At 67.1% G+C, this 25547-nt stretch carries 28 protein-coding genes; 11 read left to right on the top strand and 17 right to left on the bottom strand.

Annotated elements, in window-relative coordinates; genetic code table 11:
• From JZ792_RS27180 to JZ792_RS27170, 3 genes are all read right to left on the bottom strand, one after another.
• On the bottom strand, positions 1-1012 hold a 1012-nt coding region (locus JZ792_RS27180), incomplete at its 3' end, for an SRPBCC family protein (RefSeq protein ID WP_216914730.1).
• Between the two features lie 110 nt (positions 1013-1122).
• Positions 1123-1980, bottom strand: coding sequence for a M23 family metallopeptidase (locus JZ792_RS27175; protein WP_308165478.1), 858 nt, complete (start codon positions 1978-1980; stop codon positions 1123-1125).
• A gap of 370 nt (positions 1981-2350) precedes the next feature.
• Positions 2351-3616, bottom strand: coding sequence for a M23 family metallopeptidase (locus JZ792_RS27170; protein ID WP_216914728.1), 1266 nt, complete (start codon positions 3614-3616; stop codon positions 2351-2353).
• A 556-nt stretch (positions 3617-4172) separates the two neighbouring features.
• Between JZ792_RS27170 and sucC the strand changes: the two genes are divergently transcribed.
• From sucC to JZ792_RS27135, 7 genes are all read left to right on the top strand, one after another.
• A complete protein-coding gene (gene sucC / locus JZ792_RS27165) occupies positions 4173-5336 on the top strand; it encodes an ADP-forming succinate--CoA ligase subunit beta (RefSeq protein WP_216914726.1) in 1164 nt (387 codons plus the stop codon).
• 29 nt (positions 5337-5365) lie between these two features.
• Complete coding sequence (gene sucD / locus JZ792_RS27160; RefSeq protein WP_109528718.1) at positions 5366-6280, top strand: succinate--CoA ligase subunit alpha; 915 nt, start codon at positions 5366-5368, stop codon at positions 6278-6280.
• Between the two features lie 210 nt (positions 6281-6490).
• Positions 6491-7582 (top strand): DUF5336 domain-containing protein, encoded by a 1092-nt coding sequence (locus tag JZ792_RS27155; protein WP_308165477.1) that lies wholly within the window; start codon positions 6491-6493, stop codon positions 7580-7582.
• 179 nt (positions 7583-7761) lie between these two features.
• Entirely contained in the window at positions 7762-9360 is a 1599-nt protein-coding gene (locus tag JZ792_RS27150; RefSeq protein WP_216914722.1) for a cell division protein PerM, read from the top strand.
• A 105-nt stretch (positions 9361-9465) separates the two neighbouring features.
• Positions 9466-10134, top strand: coding sequence for a phosphoribosylglycinamide formyltransferase (gene purN / locus JZ792_RS27145; RefSeq protein ID WP_254190423.1), 669 nt, complete (start codon positions 9466-9468; stop codon positions 10132-10134).
• Entirely contained in the window at positions 10127-11728 is a 1602-nt protein-coding gene (purH, locus tag JZ792_RS27140) for a bifunctional phosphoribosylaminoimidazolecarboxamide formyltransferase/IMP cyclohydrolase (protein WP_308165476.1), read from the top strand. The genes purN and purH overlap by 8 nt, the downstream gene beginning before the upstream one ends.
• 427 nt (positions 11729-12155) lie before the next feature.
• Complete coding sequence (locus JZ792_RS27135) at positions 12156-13040, top strand: TIGR01777 family oxidoreductase (protein ID WP_216914716.1); 885 nt, start codon at positions 12156-12158, stop codon at positions 13038-13040.
• A 75-nt stretch (positions 13041-13115) separates the two neighbouring features.
• Here the strand turns inward: JZ792_RS27135 and JZ792_RS27130 are convergent, their stop codons facing one another.
• The 5 genes from JZ792_RS27130 to JZ792_RS27110 are packed head-to-tail and all read right to left on the bottom strand — an operon-like array spanning position 13116 to position 17377.
• The gene (locus tag JZ792_RS27130) at positions 13116-13571 is read right to left on the bottom strand and encodes a hypothetical protein (protein ID WP_254190417.1); all 456 of its coding nucleotides are present in this window, start codon (positions 13569-13571) and stop codon (positions 13116-13118) included.
• A gap of 48 nt (positions 13572-13619) precedes the next feature.
• On the bottom strand, positions 13620-14414 hold the full coding sequence (locus tag JZ792_RS27125) for an AAA family ATPase (RefSeq protein ID WP_308165475.1): 795 nt from the start codon (positions 14412-14414) through the stop codon (positions 13620-13622).
• Positions 14415-14426: 12 nt separating this feature from the next.
• Positions 14427-15101, bottom strand: a complete 675-nt coding sequence (locus JZ792_RS27120; protein WP_216914714.1) for an HAD family hydrolase — start codon at positions 15099-15101, stop codon at positions 14427-14429.
• A gap of 1 nt (position 15102) precedes the next feature.
• A complete protein-coding gene (locus tag JZ792_RS27115; RefSeq protein WP_216914712.1) occupies positions 15103-16707 on the bottom strand; it encodes an MFS transporter in 1605 nt (534 codons plus the stop codon).
• A gap of 40 nt (positions 16708-16747) precedes the next feature.
• A complete protein-coding gene (locus tag JZ792_RS27110) occupies positions 16748-17377 on the bottom strand; it encodes an AAA family ATPase (protein ID WP_216914710.1) in 630 nt (209 codons plus the stop codon).
• 150 nt (positions 17378-17527) lie between these two features.
• On the opposite strand from JZ792_RS27110, the gene JZ792_RS27105 reads away from it, so the two are divergent.
• Positions 17528-18133, top strand: a complete 606-nt coding sequence (locus tag JZ792_RS27105) for a TetR/AcrR family transcriptional regulator (RefSeq protein ID WP_109529090.1) — start codon at positions 17528-17530, stop codon at positions 18131-18133.
• On the opposite strand, the gene JZ792_RS27100 is transcribed toward JZ792_RS27105, so the two are convergent.
• The 6 genes from JZ792_RS27100 to rpmB all read right to left on the bottom strand — a co-directional run bounded on the left by JZ792_RS27100 (position 18107) and on the right by rpmB (position 21595).
• The gene (locus JZ792_RS27100; RefSeq protein ID WP_216914708.1) at positions 18107-19096 is read right to left on the bottom strand and encodes an AvrD family protein; all 990 of its coding nucleotides are present in this window, start codon (positions 19094-19096) and stop codon (positions 18107-18109) included. The two genes, JZ792_RS27105 and JZ792_RS27100, sit on opposite strands and share 27 nt — an antisense overlap.
• A gap of 36 nt (positions 19097-19132) precedes the next feature.
• Entirely contained in the window at positions 19133-20107 is a 975-nt protein-coding gene (locus JZ792_RS27095) for a beta-ketoacyl-ACP synthase 3 (protein ID WP_216914732.1), read from the bottom strand.
• Between the two features lie 478 nt (positions 20108-20585).
• Complete coding sequence (gene rpsR / locus JZ792_RS27090; protein ID WP_011211513.1) at positions 20586-20840, bottom strand: 30S ribosomal protein S18; 255 nt, start codon at positions 20838-20840, stop codon at positions 20586-20588.
• Between the two features lie 32 nt (positions 20841-20872).
• A complete protein-coding gene (gene rpsN, locus JZ792_RS27085) occupies positions 20873-21178 on the bottom strand; it encodes a 30S ribosomal protein S14 (RefSeq protein ID WP_216914706.1) in 306 nt (101 codons plus the stop codon).
• Positions 21178-21348 carry a 50S ribosomal protein L33 gene (rpmG, locus tag JZ792_RS27080; protein ID WP_216914704.1) on the bottom strand — a complete coding sequence of 57 codons (171 nt, stop codon included), beginning with the start codon at positions 21346-21348 and terminating at the stop codon, positions 21178-21180. The genes rpsN and rpmG overlap by 1 nt, the downstream gene beginning before the upstream one ends.
• Before the next feature lie 10 nt (positions 21349-21358).
• A complete protein-coding gene (gene rpmB, locus JZ792_RS27075; RefSeq protein WP_216914702.1) occupies positions 21359-21595 on the bottom strand; it encodes a 50S ribosomal protein L28 in 237 nt (78 codons plus the stop codon).
• Positions 21596-21695: 100 nt separating this feature from the next.
• Here rpmB and mrf point away from each other — a divergent pair, with 100 nt between their 5' ends.
• The 3 genes from mrf to rpmF are packed head-to-tail and all read left to right on the top strand — an operon-like array spanning position 21696 to position 23450.
• The gene (gene mrf, locus JZ792_RS27070) at positions 21696-23015 is read left to right on the top strand and encodes a ribosome hibernation factor-recruiting GTPase MRF (protein WP_216914700.1); all 1320 of its coding nucleotides are present in this window, start codon (positions 21696-21698) and stop codon (positions 23013-23015) included.
• On the top strand, positions 23012-23275 hold the full coding sequence (locus JZ792_RS27065; RefSeq protein WP_216914698.1) for a type B 50S ribosomal protein L31: 264 nt from the start codon (positions 23012-23014) through the stop codon (positions 23273-23275). The genes mrf and JZ792_RS27065 overlap by 4 nt, the downstream gene beginning before the upstream one ends.
• A gap of 1 nt (position 23276) precedes the next feature.
• Positions 23277-23450, top strand: coding sequence for a 50S ribosomal protein L32 (gene rpmF, locus JZ792_RS27060; RefSeq protein ID WP_216914696.1), 174 nt, complete (start codon positions 23277-23279; stop codon positions 23448-23450).
• Positions 23451-23495: 45 nt separating this feature from the next.
• On the opposite strand, the gene JZ792_RS27055 is transcribed toward rpmF, so the two are convergent.
• The 3 genes from JZ792_RS27055 to JZ792_RS27045 all read right to left on the bottom strand — a co-directional run bounded on the left by JZ792_RS27055 (position 23496) and on the right by JZ792_RS27045 (position 25545).
• Entirely contained in the window at positions 23496-23717 is a 222-nt protein-coding gene (locus JZ792_RS27055; protein WP_216914694.1) for a hypothetical protein, read from the bottom strand.
• 468 nt (positions 23718-24185) lie between these two features.
• On the bottom strand, positions 24186-24707 hold the full coding sequence (locus JZ792_RS27050; RefSeq protein ID WP_216914692.1) for a hypothetical protein: 522 nt from the start codon (positions 24705-24707) through the stop codon (positions 24186-24188).
• Positions 24708-24771: 64 nt separating this feature from the next.
• A complete protein-coding gene (locus tag JZ792_RS27045; RefSeq protein WP_216914690.1) occupies positions 24772-25545 on the bottom strand; it encodes an MHYT domain-containing protein in 774 nt (257 codons plus the stop codon).
• Positions 25546-25547: the final 2 nt, after the last annotated feature.

The raw sequence follows: 25547 nt of genomic DNA, 5'->3' as shown, positions 1-25547 counted from the left end.
GGCCCGCTCGCACCAACTGGGTCAGCCGTTTCAGTGCCGGAGCCTGCGGATCGAGCACGATGGACGTGCGAAGGACGGTCGATCGGACGGCGGCCGCGTCATCGAAGGCCCGCTCCCATGGTTCGGCAACGCCGGTCATCTGCGGCAAGCCATCGGGCAGGGGAGTTGTTTCCGTGCAACGCTTCTCGCCCGCGTCCGACCAGATCGCGGTGGTACTCGCCTGCACCCAGTAGTCGACGGGGGCGGGCAGTGAGGCCACCGCGTCGACCAGCGCGCGCGTGGAATCGACTCGGCTGCGGCGTAATTCGTCGACATTGCGTTCGGTCGGGCGGCAGTCGACGATCTTGCCCGCCAGGTTCACGATGGCGGTGCGGCCCGGATTGCGTAGTGCCCCCGTCCATTCGCCCACCGTCCGGCCGTCCCATTCGACCTGGTCGAAGGGGGATTCGGGATCGCGTCGGCGGGTGAGGACGGTGACCCGGTGACCTCGGCAGAGCAGGTCGGCGGCGATCTGCCTGCCGAGCGCGCCGCTGCCTCCGGCTATCACGACGTTCAGCGCGGATTCGGCGGCGGTGATTCCCGCCGACCGCGCGAGCCGCGCGAAACCCACCCGGCCGTCGCGTTCCAGCAGACCGCCGACCATCGCGCGTGTGACCGAGGCCGACGGCCCGTCGAACGTGAGTCGTTGCTTCACAAGGGTTCCGCCGTCACGCGCCGACAATTCCCAGCTCAGTCGCATCACCCCGGCGGGCTCGGGCTGCTCGAGCGCGAGTTCGCGTCCCGGCACCACCGACGTCAGGACGAACGGGGCGGCGGCGCGTGTGTGCAGCGCTTCGAACAGTCGTCCGCGCGGCACGTAATCCCCGGTCGTGCCGGTCTCGACCGGTCCGTGCAACACCACCGACGTCACGCCGGGGTTCCACTGCGGCCACCGCACCGGATCTCCCACGACCTCCCACACCCGATCGGGAGGTAACGCGATGAACTGGGTGTACGTCGATGTACGAGCCATGAGCCACACGCTAATCCGCGCGATCACCGCACCGGTAGGTGTGCTTGCTCACCGGCCGGTCGCCCGACTGGATGACACCGGCGGCTTCGACCGCCCCACCGGCCGTGCCGTCAGTCGCGCTCCGGCCCCAGACTGATCCCGCGAGTCGCGAGCCAGGGGATCGGGTCGATGCGGTCGGTGCCGTTGAGCCAGACCTCGAAATGGCAGTGCGGACCGGTGGATTCGCCACGATTGCCGACCGTGGCGATCTCGTCGCCCGCGGTGACGTACTGGCCGACGGTGACCAGCGCGGTGTTGATATGCCCGTAGACGGTGACGGTCCCGTCGTCGCCCCGCACTCGGACCCACATGCCGAAGCCGCTGGCCGGGCCGGCGTCGATGACAGTGCCGTCCTCCACCGCGTAGATCGGCGTGCCGATCGGTGCGGCGACGTCGACGCCGGGATGCAGCGTGCCCCAACGGGCGCCGTAGCCGGAGGTGAAGGTACCCGAGGTGAATTTCGTGAACAGGGGGCGTAGTTTTGCGGCTTCCTCGGCGGCGAGTTCCTGCGCGTACCGTGCGCCGCTGTCGAGGAGTTCAGAGAACTGCGTGGGATCGCTGGGCCGCACCGTGTCGAGCAGTTCCGGGGTGTCGGGTGTGGCAGGTGTGTCGATGACCGCCGGTGCGCCCGCGGGGAGCTGATCCGCCGCGGACGCCTGACCCATCGCCTCGTATTCGACGGTCGGTACGGACTGACCTTTTTCCTGGAGCAGGGTGTGTCCTGCGGAGACGAACGCTCCGGCAGCCACGGCGAAGGCGACGACCCGGCCGCGCAGCGAATGCGGGGGCGGCGGTGGGCGATGTGCGCCGCGACGGCGGCGCGAGGTCCCCGTGTCAGGGTAATAACTGAAAGATTGCTCGCCGCTGGATTCTTCGTACCATGACGATTGTCCCCAGCTGTCGACTTCGTGGTCGCGCCCTTGTCTCACGGTGCGATCCGACGTTCGCGCGAAAAATGACCGAATTGCCGGAGAATCGAAGATTGTCCGTTAATTCCAGGTCCCGCAGCGGATCTCGCGATGTGTGCGACGATCTTCACGCGCATCGAGTTCTTCATCCTCCGAATACCCGCATCGTTAGGTCAGCGAACTATCGACGGTAACGAATCAATTGCTGTAAAGCAACACCGGAATGCTGTGAATTTTCGTGTCGCGCTGCGGGATTGATACTTCCGAGATTCGGATCCGGTAGGGCGAACGACAGTTCGACGGCCGGGTGCACCGAACAACGCGGAACGGTCCCGGGGCGCGTATTTACGCGTCCCGGGACCGTTCCGGAATTCGATGGAGGGGAGGGTGACTAGTCCCCGCGCGGGCCGAGGCTGATGCCGCGAGTGGCCAGCCAGGGCAGCGGGTCGACCTTGTCGGTCCCGTTGAGCCAGACCTCGAAATGGCAGTGCGGGCCGGTGGAGAAGCCGCGGTTTCCGATGGTGGCGATCTGGTCGCCCGCCATCACGCGCTCACCCTGCTCGACGGTCGAGGTGTCGATGTGGCCGTAGATCGTGACGGTGCCGTCGTCGTGCAGCAGTCGCACCCACATGCCGAAACCGGCGGCGGGGCCGGATTCGATGACGGTGCCGTCGGCGACCGCGTAGATCGGGGTGCCGATCGGACCGGCGATATCGATGCCGAGATGCTGCACGCCCCAGCGTGCGCCGTACCCGGATGTGTAAGTGCCCGCGGCGAATTTGGTGAAGAGCGGACGAAGTTTGGCGGCCTCCTGGGCTGCCAGATCGTCGGCGAACCGCTGGCCCTTCTGGAGCATGTCGTTGAACTGGCCCAGATTGGCCGGTGCCGAAACATTCAGAACCTGGGGCGAATCGGGGTCAAGACTCGGATCGGCGAGGCTCACCGACTGCGCGGCGATCTCGTGGATCTGACCGGATGCCTCGTAGTCGATCGTGGACGACGGCTGGTCGGGCGAGGCGAACGCGGCCTGGCCCGCGGCGACGACCGCGCCCGCTGCCACGGCGACGACAGCGGCCCTGCCCTTGAAAGCGGCGGGCGGGGCGGGCATGCGGTGCGCGCCGCCGCGCCGGTTGGTGCCCTTGCCGGGGATGAAGGCCGGTGAAGCGATGGCGTCGGGATCAACCGGTTCCGGCGCCCACGAACCGTCGGCGTCCGGGGTCCAGCCCTGGTCGGTGGGGGACCACTGACCGTTGGCCTCGGGGGTCCACGCACCGTCGGAATCCTGCGCCCAGGAGGCGTTGGAATCCGGTGTCCACGAATCGTCGGTCTGCGCGCTCCACGTGCCGTCCGCGTCGGGCGTCCAGGCGTCGCCGGAGGACCACGCGCCGCCGTCGGTCCACGAATTCTGTTGGGACCAATCGGCATTCGCGGCCCACTGGCCCGTGTCGCAGGTCCCGGTGTAGGGGCCGCCGTCGTGCTGCGCGTCGTAGGCCGCACTCGCTCCCGCCGCCGCGCCGCCCGCCGCGGGGGCGTAGCGGTGGTCGGAGGGGAAGGCGCGTCCGCTCCGGTCGGCATGGGGGAAGGGCTCGTTGTCGTCGCGATAACGATGACCCGACCGCGCGCGATTACCGGGAGCGAGGGTGGAGCGATTAATCATCGGCTATGCCACATCGTGAAGCTGGAGTGGACGGACCGAAAGGTCACGCTGCCGGGAGTCCGGCGAAATGTCGATGTCGGGTCGATCAACGCTGAAACGGCTCTCTACCTGCGGAGCAATGTGCATCAAGGCTTGCCGTCCTCCTAGTCGTGACCTGGCTGTGACATCGACCGCATTGACGGTAACGAAACGATCGCGAAGTCCGCAAGCGCTGCGATCCATCTGTACTAACATGTGAGATTGATCACGGTGGTGGCGGGGAATTTCTCACTGTGCATCGGGCGGTCGGGTGAGGTCGGCCGACGACGATTCGTAGTAGGCGTGAGCGGGTCCCGGCTTACCGGCCCCTACCTGGCGCACGGTCAACAAGCTACTCGCCAGTAGCGTTGGCCAGCGGTTTTCCCGCCTCGAGTATCGGCCCGTGACCTGCGCCACTTAGGATGAACGTGGCCGATTGGCCCTCCATGTGACTGGTTAGAGTCCGACCCGACCCGCTTCCGACGTCGGGCCGCCAACAAAGACGTTGTCATGACAACGCAGACGAGACGGTGAGTACATGGATCTCTTCGAATATCAGGCGAAGGAGCTCTTCGTTAAGCACGGAGTGCCTTCGTCCGAGGGCCGCGTCACGGACACGGCCGAGGAAGCCCGCGTCATCGCGGAGGAAATCGGCAAGCCGGTGATGATCAAGTCCCAGGTGAAGGTCGGTGGACGCGGAAAGGCGGGTGGCGTCAAGTACGCGGCCACCCCCGACGACGCCCTGACGCACGCGCGGAACATCCTGGGCCTGGACATCAAGGGCCACGTCACCAAGAAGATCCTTGTCGCCGAAGCCAAGGACATCGCGGAGGAGTACTACATCTCCTTCCTGCTCGATCGTTCCAACCGGACCTACCTGGCCATGTGCTCGGTCGAAGGCGGCATGGAGATCGAAGAGGTCGCCGCCACCAAGCCGGAGCGCCTGGCCAAGGTCCCCGTCGACGCCGTCAAGGGCGTCGATCTCGCGTTCGCGCGTTCGATCGCCGAGCAGGGCCACCTGCCCGCCGACGTGCTGGACGCGGCGGCCGTGACCATCCAGAAGCTGTGGGAGGTGTTCGTCAACGAGGACGCCACCCTGGTCGAGGTCAACCCGCTGGTGCGCACTCCGCAGGACGAGATCCTCGCCCTCGACGGCAAGGTCACCCTGGATGAGAACGCCGAGTTCCGGCACGAGGATCACGCGGCCTTCGCCGACGTCGACGCGACCGACCCCCTGGAACTCAAGGCCAAGCAGAACGACCTCAACTACGTCAAGCTCGACGGTGAGGTCGGCATCATCGGCAACGGCGCGGGTCTGGTCATGTCCACCCTCGACGTCGTCGCCTACGCGGGCGAGGCCCACAACGGCGTCAAGCCTGCCAACTTCCTCGACATCGGCGGCGGCGCCTCGGCCGAGGTCATGGCGGCGGGCCTGGATGTCATCCTGGGCGACGCGCAGGTCAAGAGTGTCTTCGTGAACGTCTTCGGCGGCATCACCGCCTGTGACGCCGTCGCCAACGGCATCGTCAAGGCGCTGGAGATCCTCGGCGCCGAGGCGAACAAGCCGCTGGTCGTCCGTCTCGACGGCAACAAGGTCGAAGAGGGTCGCAAGATCCTCGTCGACGCCGCGCATCCGCTCATCACGCTTGCGCAGACAATGGACGAAGGCGCCGACAAGGCCGCCGAACTGGCTTCCCGGTAATCGCCGAGCCGAGTAAGGAAAAACCTGACATGTCTATCTTCGTGAACAAGGATTCCAAGGTCATCGTCCAGGGCATCACCGGCGGCGAGGGCACCAAGCACACCGCACTGATGCTCAAGGCCGGCACCCAGGTCGTCGGCGGCGTCAACGCGCGCAAGGCGGGCACCACCGTCGCGCACACCGACAAGGACGGCAACGCGGTCGAGCTGCCGGTGTTCGGCACCGTCGCCGAGGCCATCGCGGCGACCGGAGCCGACGTCTCCATCGCGTTCGTGCCGCCGAAGTTCTCCAAGGACGCCATCATCGAGGCCATCGACGCGGAGATCCCGCTGCTCGTGGTCATCACCGAGGGCATCCCGGTGCAGGACACCGCCTACGCGTGGGCCTACAACCTCGAGAAGGGCAACAAGACCCGGATCATCGGCCCGAACTGCCCCGGCATCATCACCCCCGGCGAGGCGCTGGTCGGCATCACCCCGGCCAACATCACCGGCAAGGGCCCGGTCGGCCTGGTGTCCAAGTCGGGCACCCTGACCTACCAGATGATGTACGAGCTGCGCGATTTCGGCTTCTCCACCGCCATCGGCATCGGCGGCGACCCGGTCATCGGCACCACCCACATCGACGCCATCGAGGCGTTCGAGAAGGATCCCGAGACCAAGCTGATCGTCATGATCGGCGAGATCGGCGGCGACGCCGAAGAGCGTGCGGCGGCCTACATCCAGGCCAACGTCACCAAGCCGGTCGTCGGCTACGTCGCGGGCTTCACCGCGCCGGAGGGCAAGACCATGGGCCACGCGGGCGCGATCGTCTCGGGCTCGGCGGGCACCGCCCAGGCGAAGAAGGACGCGCTGGAAGCGGCGGGCGTCAAGGTCGGCAAGACGCCGTCCGAGACCGCGGCGCTGGCTCGCGAAATCCTGGAGAAGGCAAGCATCACCGCCTGATCCCGCCGGGAAGCGGGAACTCCCGCATATCAGGACAAGGCCGCCGTCCGGTACGAACCGGTGGCGGCCTTCGTCGTATCGGTCGGGGGAGGTGACCCGGGCGGAGCCGTGCAGTAGCGTCAGAAGGGTCAAGCCGAACACGACGAACGACTCGATCGAGGAGACGACGACATGTCATACCCGACCGGAGGCTCCGGGTACAACACGCCCGTGACGCCCTCCGCACCCTCCGATACCGGCCAGTCGGCGGTTGGTGCAGCAGGGACAGGTTCGAGCGGTTCCGCTTCCGATGCCACGGCGCAGCGGGGTCTGCCGTTCTTCCTCGTGGTGGGTGTCGCCGCACTCGGTGTGATCAATTTCCTGCTCGGATTCCTGCCGTTCTTCGGCAGTGAGTTCGTCAACCCGGTCACCGGCGCGATCCTCGCCGAGGGCAGCGCGAACGCGTTCGAGGCGCGGGTCACCAGCCTGCTCGCCGTCCTGTTGTTCGCGGGTGTGCTGGCCGGACTCTCGTTGCTGCCCAAACAGAATTGGAAGGGCGTCGCGGCCGCGGCCTCGGTGGCCGGATTCCTCGGCCTGGTCTTCCAGGCACTGTTCCTCGGCGAGGGTTCCGCGCTGAAGATCGGCGCCTTCCTGCTGCTGTTCCTCTCGTTCGTGCAGGCCGCGATCGCCGTCGCCGCCGTGCTGTTCGAGGCGGGCATCCTGAAACCGCCCGCGCCCAAGCCGGTTACGCCGCCCGCGCAGCAGGGCGGATACGGACAGGGATACGGCCAGCAGGGTTACGGGCAGAGCCAGCCCGGCGGTGGCTACGGCCAGGCGCAGGGCGGCCAGTACGGTCAGCCCGGCTATGGTCCCCAGTCCGGCACCGGGGCGCAGTACCCGGCGCAGCAGCCCTACGGTCAGAGTCAGCCGAGCCAGCCCGCCTACGGGCAGAGCCAGCCGAGTCAGCCGACCTATCCCGGTGCGCCCGGTCAGTCCTACGGTCAGCCCTCCTACGGCCAGCAGCCCGGATACGGGGCCCAGCAACAGGGTTCGCCCTACGCGGGCGGCCAGCCGCGCCCCGACGAGAGCGCCACGCAGCACTTCGGCGGAAACCTGGGCCAGCCGCGCCCCGACGAGAGCGCGACCCAGCACTTCGGTGGGAACCAGGGCCAGCAGTACGGCGCGCCGAGCTACGGCCAGCCCCCGCAGGCTCAACCGCCGCAGCAGCCCCAGCAGCCCCAGCAGCCGTTCGGCGGCGAGCAGAGCAAGGACCCGTCCTCCGACGCGACCCGGGCGTTCCGGCCCTCCGACGACAACAAGTAGCCGTCGACGACCAGAAGTCGACACGATTCCCCGCGAGCGCTCGACCCGATCGGGTTGGGCGCTCGCGGTGCGCGCGGACCCTGTCGCACGCACCGATTTCCGCGTGTCGCGTCACCGCACCGGCCGGTCGCGGCGCGCCTGCACCGATCCCCTCGGCAGAACTGACACGCTGAATTGCCATGAGCTCCACGAGAAATTCCCTTGTCCGCCGGAGCCCGGGAGAGCGCGGTGGACCCGATGACGCGACCGGGCGCGGCGGCGATTCCCGATCGCGGCGCGCCAGGCCGACGCCGGAGGAGCACGACGACGCCGGATTCCTCTCGCTGACTCCCGAACGGGCCAGGGTGCTGCTGTTCGTCGCCGCCCGCCCCGCGACGCTCGCTCTGACCGTCATCGCGGTGCTGATGCCCGCCGCGCTGCTGTTCGCAGACAGCGGACTCGACGGCACCTCCGGTGCGATCGCGTCGGGCTGGCTTGTGGCGCACCAGGTTCCGTTGGTGATCGGCAAGACACCGCTCGGCCTGCTTCCGTTGCTGCCCACCGCGCTGCTGGCCTGGCTGTCCGCGCGCGATTGCGCGCGCGCCGTCGAGCCGGACAGTTCGCGCGCCGATCTCGGCTGGATCGTCGGGGCCGCGCTGTCGGGTCCGTTGCTGGTCACCGCGGTCTGTCTCGCGGTCGCCGAGGACGCGTCGGGTGTGGTCGCGCTGCAACCGCCGAACACGCTGTCGGCGTTCGCGTGGGTCGGCGGTCTGTATTCGGTGGCCGCGACGGCGGGGATCGCGAATCGCGATCGCCGCCGGTTCTTCGCGCTGCTGCGCGCTCCCGATTGGGCCGTCGCCGGGGTCTACGGCGCGGGCCGCACGGTGGTGCGTCTGCTCGGGTGCGCCGCCGTCGTCACGCTGGTGTCGTTGCTCGCGCACGGGTCGCGCTTCCTCGAGGGCTATCGGGCGTCGGGCAATTTCGCCGGTGTGCTCGGGCTGACGTTGCTCTCGCTGGCCTATCTGCCGAATGTGGTCATCGGAGCGACGGGGATACTCGTCGGCTCCGGGGTCGAATTCGGCGATGCGTCGGTCGGGGTCTTCTCGGTGGTCGGCGGACCGGTTCCCGCGGTGCCCGTGCTCGCCGCGCTGCCGTCGGGACCGGCGGCGGGCTGGTGGGTGGTGTTGCTGCTCATCCCGGCCGCGGTCGGGGTACTGGGCGGCATCGACGCCGGACGGACGTCGGCCGACCGCGCCACCGCGCCCTGGGCGACGCTGAGTTCGGCCGGATTCGCGACGCTGGCGCTCGTGCTGCTCGGCGCCGTCGCGGGCGGTGAACTCGGCACCTTCGGCAGCGTGGGTATCGATCTACCGGTCTTCGCCGTGGTCACCTTCGCGTGGCTCGCGCTCGCCGGATACGCGGGTCTGCTGTTCGCGCGGTGGTTCGTGGTCCCGGTCGGGGCGCCGATCGCGGGTCGCGACCTGCACGGGGCGTACGAGGAAACCGACTACGACGATCACGACGACGCCTACTACGACGACCGCCACAACGACGGTGACCACGGCGGCGACTACGAAGCCGACGAGTACGACGAGCACTACCCGGACGACCACTACGACGAAGACGATTACTACGACTACGCCGACCATCCCGAGGACGACGCGCTGGAAGGCGAGCTGGTGGACGAACAACCCTCGCTGCCCGCACGGCCCGCTCGCCCCTCCGCGCCCCCCGACATCGTCGACGCCGAGGTGGTCGAAACCCCGCACGACGACCTGCCTCCGCTACGCGAGCGCTGACGAGCCGAGGGCCCCCACCGGTCGAAAGTGAGCTGACCGACACCACTAGGCTCGAACCCGGCGGTGTATCTCCGCCGCCCCGACTCGAGACCCAGGAGTGGAGCGCTGACGTCCTCCGACGCCCCGTCCAAGCCCGCTGAGCCCTTCGGGGCCGCCGCCACCGTCGTCGTGCTCGCCTCGGGCACGGGATCGCTGCTGCGCGCGTTGCTCGAGGCGGCGTCCGCGGCGGACTACCCCGCGAAGATCGTCGCCGTCGGCGTCGACCGGGTATGTGACGCCACCGGCCACGCGGACGCGGCGGGCGTGCCGCACTTCCTGGTGGCGCTGAAGGATTTCCCCGACCGCGCGGCCTGGGATCTGGCGCTGACGGACGCGGTCGCCGCCTACGAGCCCGATCTGGTGGTCTCGGCCGGATTCATGAAGATTCTCGGCCCGGCCTTCCTCGAGCGCTTCGGCGGCACGATCGTCAACACCCATCCCGCGCTGCTGCCGTCCTTCCCCGGCGCGCACGGGGTACGTGACGCCCTCGCCTACGGGGTGAAGGTCACCGGCTCCACGGTTCATCTGGTCGACTCGGGCGTCGACACCGGTCCCGTCCTCGCGCAGGAGGCCGTACCGGTGCTGCCCGACGACGACGAGAGCACCCTGCACGAGCGCATCAAGGTTGTCGAGCGACGGTTGTTGGCGGAGGTTGTCGCCGCTGTCGCGACGCGAGGCATTGTCTCCGACGGACGAAAGGCAGTTATTCCAGTGAGCGAGTATGCCGGTGACTGACAACAGCGAACGATCGATCACTCCTGGCGTGCGTCGGACGATCCGCCGCGCGCTGGTCAGCGTCTACGACAAGACGGGGCTCGTCGAACTCGCGACCGGTCTGCACGCCGCGGGTATCGAACTGGTCTCGACGGGTTCCACCGCGGGCCGGATCGCCGACGCGGGCATTCCGGTCACCAAGGTCGAGGATCTGACCGGTTTCCCCGAGACCCTGGACGGGCGGGTCAAGACCCTGCACCCCAGGGTGCACGCGGGGATTCTCGCCGACACCCGCAGGCCCGAACATCTCGAGCAGCTGACCGAACTCGGTGTCGAGGCGTTCGAGCTGGTCGTGGTGAATCTGTATCCGTTCACCGAGACGGTGGCCAGCGGTGCGAGTCAGGACGAATGCGTCGAGCAGATCGATATCGGCGGGCCGTCGATGGTGCGCGCCGCCGCCAAGAATCATCCGTCGGTCGCCGTCGTCGTCGACACCGGCGATTACGACGAGGTGCTCGACGCGGTGAAATCCGGCGGATTCACCCTGGCCGAGCGGACCGCGCTGGCGGCCAAGGCCTTCCAGCACACCGCCTCCTACGATGTCGCGGTGGCGAGCTGGATGACCGGCGTCCTCGCGCCCGCCGTCGCGCAGGAACCGCCGAGCGCGCCGTTCCCCGGCTGGATCGGTGGCAGCTGGGAGCGCGCCGCGGTGCTGCGCTACGGCGAGAATCCGCATCAGGAGGCGGCGCTCTACACCAACGGCGACGGCCGGGTCGGTCTGGCGCAGGCTCGGCAGTTGCACGGCAAGGAGATGTCGTACAACAACTACACCGACGCCGACGCGGCCTGGCGTGCCGCCTACGACCATTCCGCGCCCGCGGTGGCGATCATCAAACACGCCAACCCGTGCGGTATCGCGGTCGGCGCGGATATCGCGCAGGCACACCGCAAGGCGCACGCGTGCGACCCGGTCAGCGCCTTCGGCGGGGTGATCGCGGCGAATCGTGAGATCACCGTGGACATGGCTCAGCAGGTCGCGGAGATCTTCACCGAGGTCATCGTCGCGCCGTCGTACGCCGACGGCGCCGTCGAGGTGCTCCAGCGCAAGAAGAACGTGCGCATCCTCGTCGCCGAGCCGCCACGTCGACCGGGTATCGAATTGCGGCCGATCAGCGGTGGTGCGCTGGTGCAGCGTCGAGACATCCTCGACGCCGAGGGCGACGACCCGGCCAACTGGACCTTGGTCTCCGGTGAGGCCGCCGACGCCGACACCCTGACCGATCTCGAATTCGCCTGGCGCGCGTGCCGCGCGGTGAAATCGAACGCCATCCTGCTCGCGCACGACGGTGCGTCCGTCGGCGTCGGCATGGGGCAGGTCAACCGGGTCGACGCGGTGCAGCTCGCGGTGCAGCGGGCGGGCGATCGGGCCAAGGGTTCGGTGGCCGCCTCCGACGCGTTCTTCCCGTTCCCGGACGGACCGCAGCAGCTCATCCAGGCGGGTATCCGCGCCATCGTGCAGCCGGGCGGTTCGGTGCGCGATCAGGAGACCATCGACCTCGCCCGCGAGGCGGGGGTCACGGTGTACCTCACGGGTTCTCGGCACTTCGCGCACTGAACGCGCGGATCGGATGGTCCGAACGCCACGTCGGGATCGACGTGGCGTTTTCCGTACCCGGACACGGTGTTCCGGAGTGTGCCGTATCGAGGTGAATTCGATGTCGGCGATGTCCTCGGGCGAATTCGTGGACAACTTCACGACGGTGCCGCGGCCGTGACGGTCGCTGTCGCGACACTTTCGGTGCGGGCGGGACGGATGGCGACCGTCGCGTTGCCTCGGTAATCACCGGCAAAGTTGACATATCACAAGCGGTCGCGTCCCTCGCGGCGACGAGACCAGCGCAGACCGCGTGTTTGCGGCGACGCTCTAGCGGGTATATTTGTGCGCCTTCACGATTCGAGCCGATTCAGCGTTTCGGCGGCGACCGTTGAGATTGCGTTACGTGCGGTGCGTGTCCGAATTGTCGTGGTGCACAATAGGCGGCATGCGCATAGTCATCGTGGGATCATCCGGCTTTCTGGGCAAGCATCTGGTGACCGCTCTCGGGGCCGACGGTCACGAGGTCGTTCGACTGGTGCGGCGTGAGCCCGACGCCGCCGACGAAATCCGTTGGGATCCCTACACCTCCGAACTCGATCCGGCGATCCTCGCCGGCGCGGACGCCGCGATCAATCTCTGCGGCGCGGCCATCGCGGGCGACCGCTGGACCCCCGAATACAAGAAACTGCTGCGCGACAGCAGGATCACCACCACCGCGGTGCTGTCCGAAGCCGTCGCGCAGGCGCGGGTGCCCGTTCTGCTCAACGCCTCGGCGGCGGGTTACTACGGCGACACCGGTGACGCCGACGTCGACGAATCGGCCCCGGCCGCCACCGATTTCCTCGGCACCATGTGCGGGGAATGGGAAGACGCCACCGCCGTCGCCGCGGCGTCGGGCGCGAGGGTCGTCCTGCTGCGCACCTCCAACGTGCTCGCCTCCGATTCCGAGATCATCACCAAACTGCGCCCGATCTTCGCGCTCGGCCTCGGCGGACGCTTCGGTACGGGTCGGCAGTACATGCCGTGGATCTCGTTGCCCGACTGGGTGGCGGCGGTGCGTAGCCTGCTCACCGGTTCGGTATCGGGCCCGGTCAACCTGGTCGCGCCGGAAGCGGCGACCAACGCGCAGTTCGCCAAGGCCTACGCGAGCGCGCTGCGTCGCCCGTCGTTCATGGTGCTGCCGGGCGCGGTGCTGAAGATGATCGGGGGCGAGGCGGGCGCGGAACTGCTGCACGGCCACAAGATGCGCTCGAAGGTGCTGGAGAGCACCGGATTCCGGTTCGAGCACCCCACCCTGCGCGAAGCGCTCGCCTGGACCGTGGCCCGCTGACCTCTCGTTCGAACAGCGCCGTGGAGTCCGTGCGTACCGAAGGGGTTTTCGGTACCGGCTCCGGGGGACGGCGCGTCACGCCGCGCTGAGTACCGGGCGATCGCCGAGGGAAGTCTTCAGCGGCACTTCCAGCGTTCCGAAGACCGCCACCATCGTGCACATCTTGCCCACCGCGTCGGCCCTCTTACCGGAGCGCAATTCCACCACGACCGTCTTCGACGTCTCGGTCACCTCGGCGTCGACGCCGTAGCATTCGGGCGCGCCGGTCTGGAAATCGACCGCGATCCGGTCGTCGGAGATTCGCGTCCACGACGTGAACGGGATGGAATGCGCCCCGACGATCGTCGGATCGGCAATGAACGGCCTGCCCTGGTTCTGGCCCGCGTTCTCGGTCGGAGTACTCGGTGTCGCGGTGCCCGAGGTCGGCGGCGCGGCACTGTCGTCGTCGGAAGCGCCGCAGCCCGCCACGGCGATCGCGGCGAACAACGCCACGACGGTTGCGGTGATCCGTGCTCCCGGGTTCCGATCCATACGGCAAACCCTAGTGGTGGGGCTCCGCCGGGTTCCGGCTCGGTGGCGTCAGTAACGCATGGCGTAGGAAAGCTTGCGCCACAACGATTTCTTGCGCTGGGCGGATTTGAAGCGGTCGTCCTCCTCGAGAATCTTGGTCGCCGCCCTGACGCGGCGCTGCGATTCCTCGATGGCCTCCTCCACCGGCATCACGGTGTCGAGATCGAACAGATCGATGATCCTGGCGACCCGTTCGGCCACCGTGCCGCCGACCACCTCGTAGGGCAGTCCGAGTTCGCGGACCACCGAGAGCAGGCTGTCGTCGGAGAGCGCGCGGAACGGCTCGGACACCGGTCGGTGGCCGTCGGCCCTCATCGGAAACTCCACGGGCAGATGGACATAGGCGTCGTAGAGATGCCTCGCCCGCTCCTTGACGACATCGCCGACGATATCGGTGTACTCGTGCAGCGGTTTCTTGCGGCCGATCCCGGCGACGGTCTTGATCGCGCGCAGCGCGAATCCGGCTCCCGGGTTGATGCCGACCGCCATCCTGGCCGTGCCGTACACCCATTCGTGCACCACCGAGCCGTCGGAGATGAAGGACCCTTCGATCGACTCGTTGTGCACCCGCTCCTCGAACCTGCGCAGACCGAGTTGGAGCAGTTCGATCGAATTGAGTTCCATCACGGTCTTGCCCGGCGCGAGGTCGACGAGCAGTTCGCGCGAGGTCAGCGCGTGCGTGCGCGGGATACCGGTCGCGATCGACAGTGCCTCGGTGGTGGTGCTCTTGCCCACACCGTAGGTGCCGGAAATCGCCAGTTTGATGTTGTCGCGATGTTGTCCGCCGACTATGTACACCGTCACGCCTCCGATCGATCAACGCTGGTCATCACGCAGAATCTCCCAGCCACGTTCCCGCGCCACCGATTCCAGTGCCGGGTCGACCGGGATCACGGCCGGATGACCGACACTCTCCAGGACGGCCACATCGCTGATGTGGTCGCCGAATCCGTAGTCCTGCGCGAGGTCGTGACCGGGATATCCGGCCGCGAACGCCTCGACCTCGGTGCGCTTGGCCGGTCCGATGAGCGAACGCAGGACTTCGCCGGTGAACAGCCCGTCGGCCTGCTCGAGTTCGGTGCACAGCACGGCGGCGCAGCCGAGTTCCTCTTCGATCGGGCGCAGGCAGGCGCGGAAGGAGCCGGAGACGAGGACCGTCTCGACTCCCTCCGCCCGCAAGGCGCGCAGCCGGGTGAGCACCGAGGTGCGATACAACCCGGCCGCGCGCAGTTCGTCGTGCCAGATCACCGCGGCGGCCTCGACCTCGCGTACCGGGATATCCGCCCAGAGCAGGTAGTAGCTCTCGTTCAGCGTCGCCCGGTCCGCTCCGGTCTCGGCCAACCGCCGCATCCGCGTCCGGTGGCCCGCCAGCACCTCGCCACGCCCCGTCGTCTCGAAGAAGTACTCCCCGAAATGATGCAGCGTGCTCACGCGCAGCAGGGTGTGGTCCACATCGGTGAACGCGAAGCGCGGTCTGGTCGCGAGCGTCAACTCAGGCCACCGGGGCCTTGTCGAGTGTCAGTGCCTCGGTGGGCACACCGGGGGTGGCCAGCGCCGCCTCGTCCAGATCACCGCTGCGCAACGTGAGGAACGCGATGACACCCGAGATCGCCGCCAGCACCGCCGCGAGCACCATGGCGTTGTGCAGGCCGCTGACGAACGCGGATTCCGCCGCCGAGCGCACCGCGTCGGCCGCGTTCCCGAGTTCGTTCGTGCCGAGCACCGACGGTCCGCCCGCGGCGATCGCGTCGCCCGCCTCGGCGGCCTTGTCGCCGAAGACGGTCTTGGCGGTCTCGGTGTCGGCGAAGGCGCCGCCGACCCGGTTCTGGAAGAACGCGCCGACCGCCGCGATGCCGATCGCCAGACCCGCCTGCTGGAAGGTCTCGTTGATGCCGGAGGCGGCGCCCGCCTTGTCGGGAGTGGTCACGGCGATGGAGAAGGCGGCACGCGGCGGATTGAACAGGCCCATGCCGAGCCCGATCAGCACCATGCCGGGAATAAGGGCCGTCCACGAATCGCCGACATCGACCAGCAGGACCGCGAAAAGTCCTGCCGCGATGAGCAACTGCGACGCGCCGACGAGCAGGGCGGGGGCCAGTTTGGCGACCAGGCTGCCCGCGACCGCCGCCGCGACGAACAGCAGCAGGGTCAGCGGCAGGAAGCGGACGCCGCTGGCGAAGGCCGAGTATCCGAGCAGATTCTGCACGTAGGAGATGAGCAGGAACAGCGCGGGCATCACCGACAGCGCGCACAGGGCGGTCACCACGGACAGGCCGTTGAACGTCTTGTTGCCGAACAGCGTGAGATCGAACATCGCGCGGCCCGGTCGGGTGAGCTGCAAGTACACGAAGGCGACCAACAGCAGGATCGCCACGACGAAGCAGCCGATGATCCGCGCGCTGCCCCAGCCGTCCTGCTGGCCGCGCATGAAGGCGAGCACGAGGAAGAACAGACCCGCCGAGAAGGTGGCCATACCCGGCCAGTCCAGCGGAGGCGGTGTCTCGCTGCGGGATTCGCGCATCTTCAGGAAGCCGACCGCGAGCGCGGCGATCGTCACCGGGACATTGATCAGGAAGATCCAGCGCCAGCCGAGGGATTCGGTGAGGCCGCCGCCGATGAGGGGGCCGAACGCGATGGCCAGACCGGCCACGCCGCCGAAGACACCGAAGGCCATGCCCCGGTCCTTACCGCGGAACTCGTGTCCGAGCAGCGCTGGTCCGACCGCGAAAAGGATCGCGCCGCCGAGGCCCTGGACGAGCCTGGCCACGATCAGCGTCAGGTCGTTCGGCGCGAGACCGCACGCGAGCGAGGCGAGTACGAAGATGACAAGGCCCGCGTCGAACACCTTCTTGCGGCCGATGCGGTCGGCGAGTGATCCGGCGGCGAGCAGGACCGCGGCCAGCCCGAGCGCGTAGGCGTCCAGGATCCACTGCAACGACGAGAACGACGAATCGAAGGCGGCGCGGATATCGGGTAGGGCGACGTTGACGACCGTCAGGTCCAGCATGAGCATGAAGGTCGCCAACGCGACCACGACGAGCGTCCATATCGAGCTGTCGGAACGCTGTCCGGTTTGTTCGGCACCGGCTGTTGCCATCGGTTTACCCTTCTGATTTCCAGTACGGCGGTGTCGGGTGTCAAGCGGCTCGGAGCGCGGCGTTCACCGCATCCGTGACGGGAATGACCTGTGGTAGCTCGAACATCCCCGCTACCCGGGTGACGATTTCCTCCAACGGACCCCCGGTCACGAGATAGGGGACCGACGTTTCGTGCAGGGTGTCGAGCAGGAGGCGATCTATGACAGTGTGAAATTCCGACTCCGGCTCGGCGGTGGCCGCCTCGCCGTCCAGCCGGAGATGGACGAAACCGTCGTAGGTCGTCCGTGCGCGGCGTACGACGATGCCCGCGTGCGCCACGAGGTAACGCTGTTCGAAAACGCGATAGGGCAGATCCTGCGGACGGCGCAGCCAGTGCCCGAGCCGCCTGGTGCTTCGCAGGGTCTCCGCGACAGCCCATTCGTGCAGAACCGAACCGTCGGAGACGAATCCGGTTCCCAGCCTCGCCTCCGAATCCACCCGTTGCTCGAAACCGCGCATCGGCGCGTCCACCGTCGCGGCCAGTCGGCGATCGGCCACCGGCTTCGCGAGCTGCTCGGAAATGGTCGCGAACGACAGTCCGGTGGCCAGGGACAACGCGGTACACACCGCGGTCTTCCCACTGCCCGGGGCACCGGTGACGGCTAGTCGTAACGCGGGTGAATCCTTCATCGGGTGTCCTCGTATCGCGGCGATCGTTCCGCGGAACTCTCACCGAGCGTGCGAATGACACGACTCGTCCGGAGTTGCTTCACAATGTCAGCCGAAATCTAGTAATCAAACGATAACTTGTCAATATTTGGGCGTGGTAACTTGAAGTACATGATGGCCAGACTGAGCGCGGCCGAGCGCCGCGAAAGGATTCTGGAGGCTGCGGGGCGGGCATTCTCTCGTGGCGGCTACGCCGGGACCAGTACAGATTTGGTCGCGCTGGAGGCAGGTGTGTCCCAGCCGTATGTCGTGCGCATGTTCGGTAGCAAGGCTGATCTCTTCCAGGAGGTGTTCGATCGGGCGGTCGAGGAACTGATCTCGGCTTTCGCGGCCGAACTCGACGATCCGGCGGCGGCGACCGCGCCGGATGTGTGGGACCGTCTCGGCGCGGTGTACAGCAGGTTGGTCGAGGACCGCGACGTGCTCGTCGTGCTCCTGCAAGGTTTCAGCGCGGCGGCCGCGCACCCGCAGATCGCCGCGGCGGCGCGGCGCTGCCTGGTCACCCTGTTCCACCTGCTGGTCGAGCGCACGGGGAGCCCGGCCCAGCAGGTGCAGCAGTTCATCGCCAACGGCATGCTGCTCAACGCGCTGCTCGCGATGGACGCGCCGGAGCACGCCGCGGAGGAACCCGCCCTCGCGGCGCTCGCCGACTGCGCGCTGGGCCAGCACACCGGCTATACCCTCGGCCCCTCAGTCCGGAAGTTGATGGGCAAGTAGGCAGGAGCCGGTCACGCCCTGGAACTCCTTGATCAGCAGATCGGCGCTGCGCCAGCGCTGACCGCCGCGGTCGATGACCGACGAGCGTTTGATTTCCACCGTGCCGTCGAAGGTCTCCTCGGAAGGGCGATGCGGACCGTCGGCGAAGAATTCCAGTTTCCGCATCCACAGGGTGTTGCTGCTCGTGCGGTCGAGCGAATCCATCGCGTAGAGCAGGATCTGCGACAGCTGGGCCGCGCCGACGACCGCGTCGATCGGCGAGACCGAGTTCCAGTAGGCCGATTCGGCGCCGACGTATCCGCCCTCGATCCCGGTACGGACCTGCTGGCGCCCGGTGATCCTGGTCGAATCCGCGCTCACGACGAGGTCGGTGGCGGTCAGCGTGTGGTCCTTCACGCCGTTGAGGTAGTAGTGCGGAGCGGGACCGAAGATATCGCCGAGGGCGGCGATCCGGTCGACGCCCGGCACGGTCGACGTGCCCGCTCCGATCGGATGGACCACGGTCATGGTGCCGCCGAGATTGCCGACCTGGAATTTGAAGGTGGTCTCCGACTCGTCGTCGGCGGTCTCGGCGGTGGCCGTGATCGTCGCGGTGACGGGGATGCGATCGAGATCCTCGTGCGGCTGTGCGCCCGCACGCACCGTCGCGTGCCTGATCCACATACGCGCGGATTCGGCGGGATTCAGATCACGGGTGTGAACGATCGCCGCGTCGCAGAGCGTGGCCGCGAGCATGATCGTGTCCACGCTGCTGACATGGGGTACCAGTTCCCGGTGCTCTTTGCGTGACCAGGCCGCGGGGTAGGTCAGGCTGGCGAGCCCGGAATGCTCGGCGCCGGTTTCGGTCGACCGGCTGATTCCGAGGGCGGACAGTTCGGGACTTACTTTCTTGTAACCCTCACCGAAGTAACGATCGGACCGTGGTCCGAGGGGCTCGTCGTAGCTGGAGAATGTAACGGTCATCGCACAACACTTTCGAGGAGCAATTCGATAATTCGGTCAGGCAACCTTGGGAAGGTCGAAAACTTGGCCCGCATAGGAAAGACCGGCGCCGAATGAGACTTGGAGCGCGAGTTGTCCTGGTTTTGCTCGACCGGAGGAAATGAGGTCGGCAATGGCGAGCGGCAGTGCGGCAGCGGAAGTATTTCCGGCTCGCCGTACGTCATCCGCGACGACTACCGATTCATCCGTCCAACCGAGTTTACGGGCGACGCCGTCGATAATTCGGAGATTTGCCTGATGGGGAACGAATACCTCGATATCGGAAAGTGCGATGCCCCCGGCTTCGGCAATTTCGGAAACTATTTTCGGAACGGCGGTCGTGGCCCATCGGAAAACCTCGGTACCCTCCATCATCAAGAAGGGAGTCGGGGTGCCCGCCGGATCTGCGCGCTGTTGTTCCCAGGTCGGTTCCTGACGGATCAGATGCGATTGCTCGCCGATGCTGCCCCAGATCGTCCGGCGGATGTATCCGGACTCGGTGCGGGTTATCAGCGCAGCTCCGGACCCATCACCGAAGATGGGGGCGACCGATCGGGAATTGCGATCGATGACGTTGCTGAGCTTCTCGGATCCGATCACGAGAATGGTGTCGGATTGTCCGGCATTGATGAGTGCGGCGGCTTGACCGATACCGTGTGCGTAACCGGAGCACCCCGCGGAAATATCGAACGCGGCGGGCCGGTCGCATCCCAGCTCGGCGGCGATAATAGGCGCGGCGGCTGGGGTCTGATTCAAGTGGGTGGAACTCGCCAATATGACGACATCGACCTGACCGGCGGATAGTTTGGCGACATCGAGCGCGGATTGCGCAGCCTGTACCGCCATCGAAATTACTGTTTCATGCCCCCCCGCAAATCTTCTTTCAGTTATTCCGGTCCGCGTGGTTATCCAAGCTTCGTCGACCCCTAGTTCAGGTGCGAGTTCGGAATTGGAAACGATTCGATCGGGCCGGTAGGTTCCGATCGTCAACATTCCGGCGGATAAGGCCGTCATAGTTCCACCCCCGAGAGGTGTTACGTGTCAATTATGTATGCATCAATGTATCACCCGTCCAGATTTATGGAATCAGATCACATGGCTATAACGCCAGTATAACAGCAACGTGTGACGAAGGTCACGTTTCTTCATAGGCGCTTGACATCGTTCGATTATCGGCATTCGAATTCGAGTTAGCCGATCGATAGCAGTACGTTAACTATTGGCTCGATCGTTGCCGTTCGGATACGTGCGGTCCGCCGATTGTTTGATCTTCAACCAGCGTTGTGGGAATTCTCCCGAACGGGGGTAATTCGATAGCTGCTGGTTCTCTCCGTGGTGCGAACGACCTCGCCGGGCCGGACGGCGGGAGGTCGGCGCGGGGCCGTGCGCCGCGCACAAGGGCGGGAGCCGGGGCCGACGCGCGACCCCGGCTCCCGCCGTCAAGTTTTCCGGGGCTTGCACCCGTACGCGACTACCTACTCGTGAAGGGCAGCAGGGCCATCTCGCGGGCGTTCTTCACCGCGACCGCGACCTGGCGCTGCTGCTGCGGTGTGAGTCCCGTCACCCGCCTGCTGCGGATCTTGCCGCGATCGGAGATGAACGTGCGCAGCAGGTTCACGTCCTTGTAGTCGACCGTCTCGATGCCCGCGGCGATCAACGGGTTCTTCTTCGGGCGGCGGGCCTGTTCGGCGCGAACCTTTTTCGAGGGTGCTCGCTTGACTGCCATATCAGGTTTTCCTTCTGCGGGATCGGTGGTTGCTACCAACTCGACTTGTGCACACCGGGCAACTCGCCTCGGTGGGCCATCTCGCGCACACGCACACGGGAGAGTCCGAACTTCCGGAGGTGACCGCGCGGACGTCCGTCCGCGGCGTCCCGATTGCGCAATCGTACCGGACTCGCATCGCGCGGCAGTCGTTGTAGCGCGGACTGCGCGACCGCCCGATCGGCCGGCGGCGTCGCCGGATCGCGGATGATTTCCTTCAGTTCGCCGCGCCTGATCGCGTAGCGTTCGACGATCCGCTCGCGCTGTTCGTTGCGGGCGATCTTCGACTTCTTCGCCATCAGCGCTCCTCGCGGAAGTCGACGTGCCCGCGCACCACGGGGTCGTATTTCCGCAGCACCATGCGGTCGGGATCGTTGCGCCGATTCTTGCGGGTGACATAGGTGTAGCCGGTGCCCGCGGTGGACTTCAGCTTGATGACCGGTCGGATGTCGGTCGATTTCGATGCCATGGGCTGTCTCCTAGATCTTGTCGCCGCGGGCGCGGATGCGGGCGACGACGGCCTCGATCCCGTCCCGGTCGATGGTTTTGATGCCCTTCGTCGAGACGGTCAGGGTGACGCGGCGGCCTTCGCCGGGCAGGTAGTAGGTCTTGCGCTGGATGTTGGGGTTCCAGCGGCGGCCGGTCCGTACGTGCGAGTGCGACACGGATCTACCGAAGCCGGGTTTGCGTCCGGTGACCTGGCAGTGGGCCGACATGCGACTCCCTCCACGAGATGATAATCATTTTCGACAATGTCGGATCCGCACTGTACTCTCGGCGATCGGTAAATGAAAATCATTGTCGAAAGGGGTTTCGGTGGTTGTGTCAGATCCCGGCCCGGTTCCGCCCGAACCCGATCGTCGGGTACCGGTGGTCCTGGTCACGGGCTTTTCGACCGAGGCGAACACGGCGGTGGACCGCGTCGCCGACGCGCTGGCGGCGCGCGCGGGTACGGCGGTGGTGCGGCACGAACTGGGTGCGTTGCGCGAGGGCGTGGTGCGCCGCACACTGCGCACCGGCGCGCGATCGGTGACGTCGGTACTGGAATTGGCCCACGGCTGCGTCTCGTGCACGCTGCGCGCCGATCTGCTGCCGCTGCTCACCACCCTGGCCGCGCGCGATTCGATCGACCGCATCGTGCTCGCACTCGATCAGGCCTTCGAGGCCGAGGCGATCTGTCGGGCGATCGATGACGTGGAGATCACCGGAGTGGTCGGCCGGGTCGACGGCCCGGCGGGGCGTGACGTGCGCGTCGAAGCGGTGCTGGCCTGCGTGGCCGCGCGGAGCTGGCTCGGTGACGCGACCGGCGACGAGACGCTGGCCGAACGTGGCATGGCGACCGCGGACGACGACAGGACCGTGGCGCAGGTGGCCGTCGGCCAGGTCGACGTCGCCGACGCCGTGCTGGCACTCGGCCACTCCGAGCCCGATCGCACCCGCGTGGGTGCCGTGCTGTCCAGGCTGGCGCCCACCGCGCCCGTGCTCTGGCTCGACGATCCCTCGCGCTTGCGCCCCGCCGACGCCGAGGCGCTGCTGTCCTCGATCTCGGCGGGCGCGCGTCGCGGGCGGATCTTCGACGCGCACGCGCCCCTACTGCGCGGTCAGCCGCCGCTGGTTCCCGAGGACGGGGTGTCGCTGATCGAATTCGCCGCGGATCGGCCGTTCCATCCCGCACGCCTGCACGAGGCGCTGGACGTCCTGTTCGACGGCGTGGTCACCGCGCGCGGGCGGATGTGGTTGGCGACGCAACCCGACGAGGTGGTGTGGCTGGAATCGGCGGGCGGCGGCCTGCGGGTCGGCGGTGCCGGACGTTGGCTCGCCGCGATGAGCGACAGCGAGATCGAACAGGTCGATCCGGCCAGGCGCGCGCTCGCGTCGCTGCGCTGGGACGAACGTTTCGGCGACCGCCACGTCTCGCTGGTCGTCCTCGCGCACGAGGCCGACCCCGTCGAGATCAGGGCCGCGCTGCACTGGGCGCTGGTCGAGGACGAGGAACTGCGCCTGGTCGAACGGTCGCCGGAGCGGGTGGCCGACTGGGACGACCCTTTCGGGGCATGGCATGCCGATCCGTGCGCGACGGACGAACCCATCGACGTGGCACAGCCGAACGATCGACAGAGCGGAGAGAAACGGTGAAACAAGGCATCCATCCCGACTACCACCCGGTGGTCGTCGAAGACGTGAACACGGGTAAGAGGTTCCTCACCCGATCGACCGCGACGAGCCCGCGCACCATCGAATGGGAGGACGGCGGAACCTATCCGCTGCTCGTGGTCGACGTCACCGCCGACTCGCATCCGTTCTGGACCGGCGCGCACCGTGTGCTCGACACCCAGGGGCGGGTCGAGAAGTTCGAGCGCAGGTACGGCAAGCGCCGTCGCGCCGGGCAGGCGTGAGATGGCGGTCCCGAAGCGCCGGATGTCGCGCTCGAACACGCGCGGTCGTCGCGCGCAATGGAAGGCGGTCGCGCCCGATCTGGTGGAGGTGACCGTCGCCGGGGTGACCTACCGGGTTCCGCGTCGGCTGGTGAAAGCGATGCGTCTCGGTCTGATCGACGTCGATCGCCTCTGATCGCCCGGCGGGGCCGGATCACGATCCGGCCCCGCCGGGCGGAACTCAGCCCTGCTTGCCGGCGAGTTCGACCAGGGTGGCGGCGAGTTGGAAGTACTTGTTGCCGCCGAGGTCGGCGATGGTCTTGATCTTCAATCCGGCCAGCACCTTGTCGTGCTCCGGCGTGAGACCCGCCAGGGCCGACGGCGGGGCGGACAGGATCTCCGCGAGTGATTTGTTCTCGTATTCCTTGTCGAGAACCTTGTCGAGCACCACGTTGACCGTCATAGGAACTCCTTCGGAACGAACCTTCGGAATGAACCTGACTGTGCCGCGTCCGGACGTAGTCTGTCCGCGTGCTGCTCGCCGACGATAACGCGCGGGACCGTGCGGCGGGTAGTGAACGCGCCGGGCCCGAACACGGTCGTCGGGGGTGGTGTCGTCCCGATGAACTAGGGGCCTGGTCGGCTTAGCGGGGATTCCAAGGCAATTTATCGGCAAACGTCTATGCAGCTTCTAGCTGGGTGTACTCTGAAATTCACGCTTGCGAAAAGATTGCTCTACGGTGAAATGCATACCGAGAGTTGGATTTTCGGGGGTGTAAAAGTCCTGGGGAAATGATGAAATCGAGCTCACAGCCCGGTACCCTCGTGCGAGAGGGCGGGTTCTCCCGGTTTCCGAGAGAACCCGCTCATCGCCAAAGTTCCGGTCTTCGACCGCAGCCCCCCGAACAGACCGCGTGAGAGCGCGTGCCGCTCATGCGTCGGGCGCGGCCGGTTTGCCGTCGGCTCCGTGACCCGGCAGCAGCGCTTCGAGTCGATTCAACTGCGCCCCCACGAATTCCGCGGGTCCTTCGATCAACGACAACGGCCACGGTAACTGTCTGGATTCCAGATTGCGGACCTCGGCGGCGAGTTCGGCGGATGTGGCTTCCAATTCGCTGATCTCCGTGCGTAATTCGCCCACCTGCGCACGCAGTGCCGTGGTCTGCGCGCGCAGCGCCGCGGTCTGCTCCTCCAGCTCGCCGATCCGGCGCAGCGCGGCGGCGATGCCCTCGACCAGCGTGCGGTGGTTTCCCTCGGCGTCGGAACCCAGTTGCGGCCAGCCCGCCGATCCGGGGCCGCGCAGCTGGGTCTGGATGTCGTGCAGCACTGCCTCTTGTTCCGGCGTCACGTCCGGCTCCTCCTGTACGAGATCCCACTGGCGAGCTCGTCCGAGCACGACCTCGTCCACCACGGCGTCATCGACCACGGTGTCGATCACCACGGCGTCGATCACCGAACCGCCTGTCTGCCACTGTAGGTCGGTGCGACGCGGAATTCGCGGCGTTTCCCCGCAGGGGTCAGCGGATCAGCTCGGATTCACCACCGCGCGCGGCCGACGGCGCGGTCCCGGCACTGCGACGGTCGGGGGCGACCAGCACGGCCGTGATCGGAATCGCCAGCGAGAGCATGCCGATCACGAACATCGGCACCAGGAACGTGAACAGCTCCTCGCCGTCGGGAGCGGACACGCGCGAATCGACGTGCACCTCCAGACCGGCCAGCCACAGATAGTGCGCGCCGATCACCGTGAGGCCGACGACGATCGCCGCGCCGATCATGGCGGGCAACGGCCACCGGTGCAGGACGAACCACAGCGTGGCGACCGAGAGGGCAACCAGCAGCACGATAGAACCGATGATGGGCGCCCAGCGCAATTCGACCGAACCTCTGACCTGGAGCGCGTCCATGCCCACGTACATCGCCAGCGAGAGTCCGGCGCCCATGGCGAGCGCGCAGCCGATCAGCCGCGGCCACACCAGGGTTCGTCCGAGGAAGATCAGCCCGGCGAACACCGCGAGCCCGGCGAGGATGGCGGCGCCGAGCAGGCGCGCCACGTCGTAACGGAACGAGACGCCACCGGGACCGTTGACGCCGAGCATCGACACGAAGATCGCGAGCCAGATACCGATCGCGCCGATGGACACGGACGCCGCGGTGAGCCACACCGTCCTGAACCGGGCCGTCACCGATTTGGTGGACTCCTTGATACAGGTGAAGCCGACCAACGCACCGGCGGCCGACACGAGAACCGAGAGCCCGAGCACCCAGTAGCCCATAGCGAAATAGCTCACGC

The sequence above is a fragment of the Nocardia noduli genome (genome assembly GCF_019038455.1).
Classification (GTDB): Bacteria; Actinomycetota; Actinomycetes; order Mycobacteriales; family Mycobacteriaceae; genus Nocardia; species Nocardia noduli.
Note: the sequence above shows the minus strand (reverse complement) of the source record. Positions and strands in the feature narration are given on the sequence as shown.

Bases quoted from the DNA above. Each gene is read 5' to 3' on its own strand.
- JZ792_RS27170 (WP_216914728.1), bottom strand. From the start codon at position 3,616: ATGATTAATCGCTCCACCCTCGCTCCCGGTAATCGCGCGCGGTCGGGT.
- sucC (WP_216914726.1), top strand. From the start codon at position 4,173: ATGGATCTCTTCGAATATCAGGCGAAGGAGCTCTTCGTTAAGCACGGA.
- sucD (WP_109528718.1), top strand. From the start codon at position 5,366: ATGTCTATCTTCGTGAACAAGGATTCCAAGGTCATCGTCCAGGGCATC.
- JZ792_RS27150 (WP_216914722.1), top strand. From the start codon at position 7,762: ATGAGCTCCACGAGAAATTCCCTTGTCCGCCGGAGCCCGGGAGAGCGC.
- JZ792_RS27135 (WP_216914716.1), top strand. From the start codon at position 12,156: ATGCGCATAGTCATCGTGGGATCATCCGGCTTTCTGGGCAAGCATCTG.
- JZ792_RS27130 (WP_254190417.1), bottom strand. From the start codon at position 13,571: ATGGATCGGAACCCGGGAGCACGGATCACCGCAACCGTCGTGGCGTTG.
- JZ792_RS27115 (WP_216914712.1), bottom strand. From the start codon at position 16,707: ATGGCAACAGCCGGTGCCGAACAAACCGGACAGCGTTCCGACAGCTCG.
- JZ792_RS27110 (WP_216914710.1), bottom strand. From the start codon at position 17,377: ATGAAGGATTCACCCGCGTTACGACTAGCCGTCACCGGTGCCCCGGGC.
- JZ792_RS27105 (WP_109529090.1), top strand. From the start codon at position 17,528: ATGATGGCCAGACTGAGCGCGGCCGAGCGCCGCGAAAGGATTCTGGAG.
- JZ792_RS27100 (WP_216914708.1), bottom strand. From the start codon at position 19,096: ATGACCGTTACATTCTCCAGCTACGACGAGCCCCTCGGACCACGGTCC.
- JZ792_RS27095 (WP_216914732.1), bottom strand. From the start codon at position 20,107: ATGTTGACGATCGGAACCTACCGGCCCGATCGAATCGTTTCCAATTCC.
- rpsR (WP_011211513.1), bottom strand. From the start codon at position 20,840: ATGGCAGTCAAGCGAGCACCCTCGAAAAAGGTTCGCGCCGAACAGGCC.
- rpsN (WP_216914706.1), bottom strand. From the start codon at position 21,178: ATGGCGAAGAAGTCGAAGATCGCCCGCAACGAACAGCGCGAGCGGATC.
- rpmG (WP_216914704.1), bottom strand. From the start codon at position 21,348: ATGGCATCGAAATCGACCGACATCCGACCGGTCATCAAGCTGAAGTCC.
- rpmB (WP_216914702.1), bottom strand. From the start codon at position 21,595: ATGTCGGCCCACTGCCAGGTCACCGGACGCAAACCCGGCTTCGGTAGA.
- rpmF (WP_216914696.1), top strand. From the start codon at position 23,277: ATGGCGGTCCCGAAGCGCCGGATGTCGCGCTCGAACACGCGCGGTCGT.
- JZ792_RS27055 (WP_216914694.1), bottom strand. From the start codon at position 23,717: ATGACGGTCAACGTGGTGCTCGACAAGGTTCTCGACAAGGAATACGAG.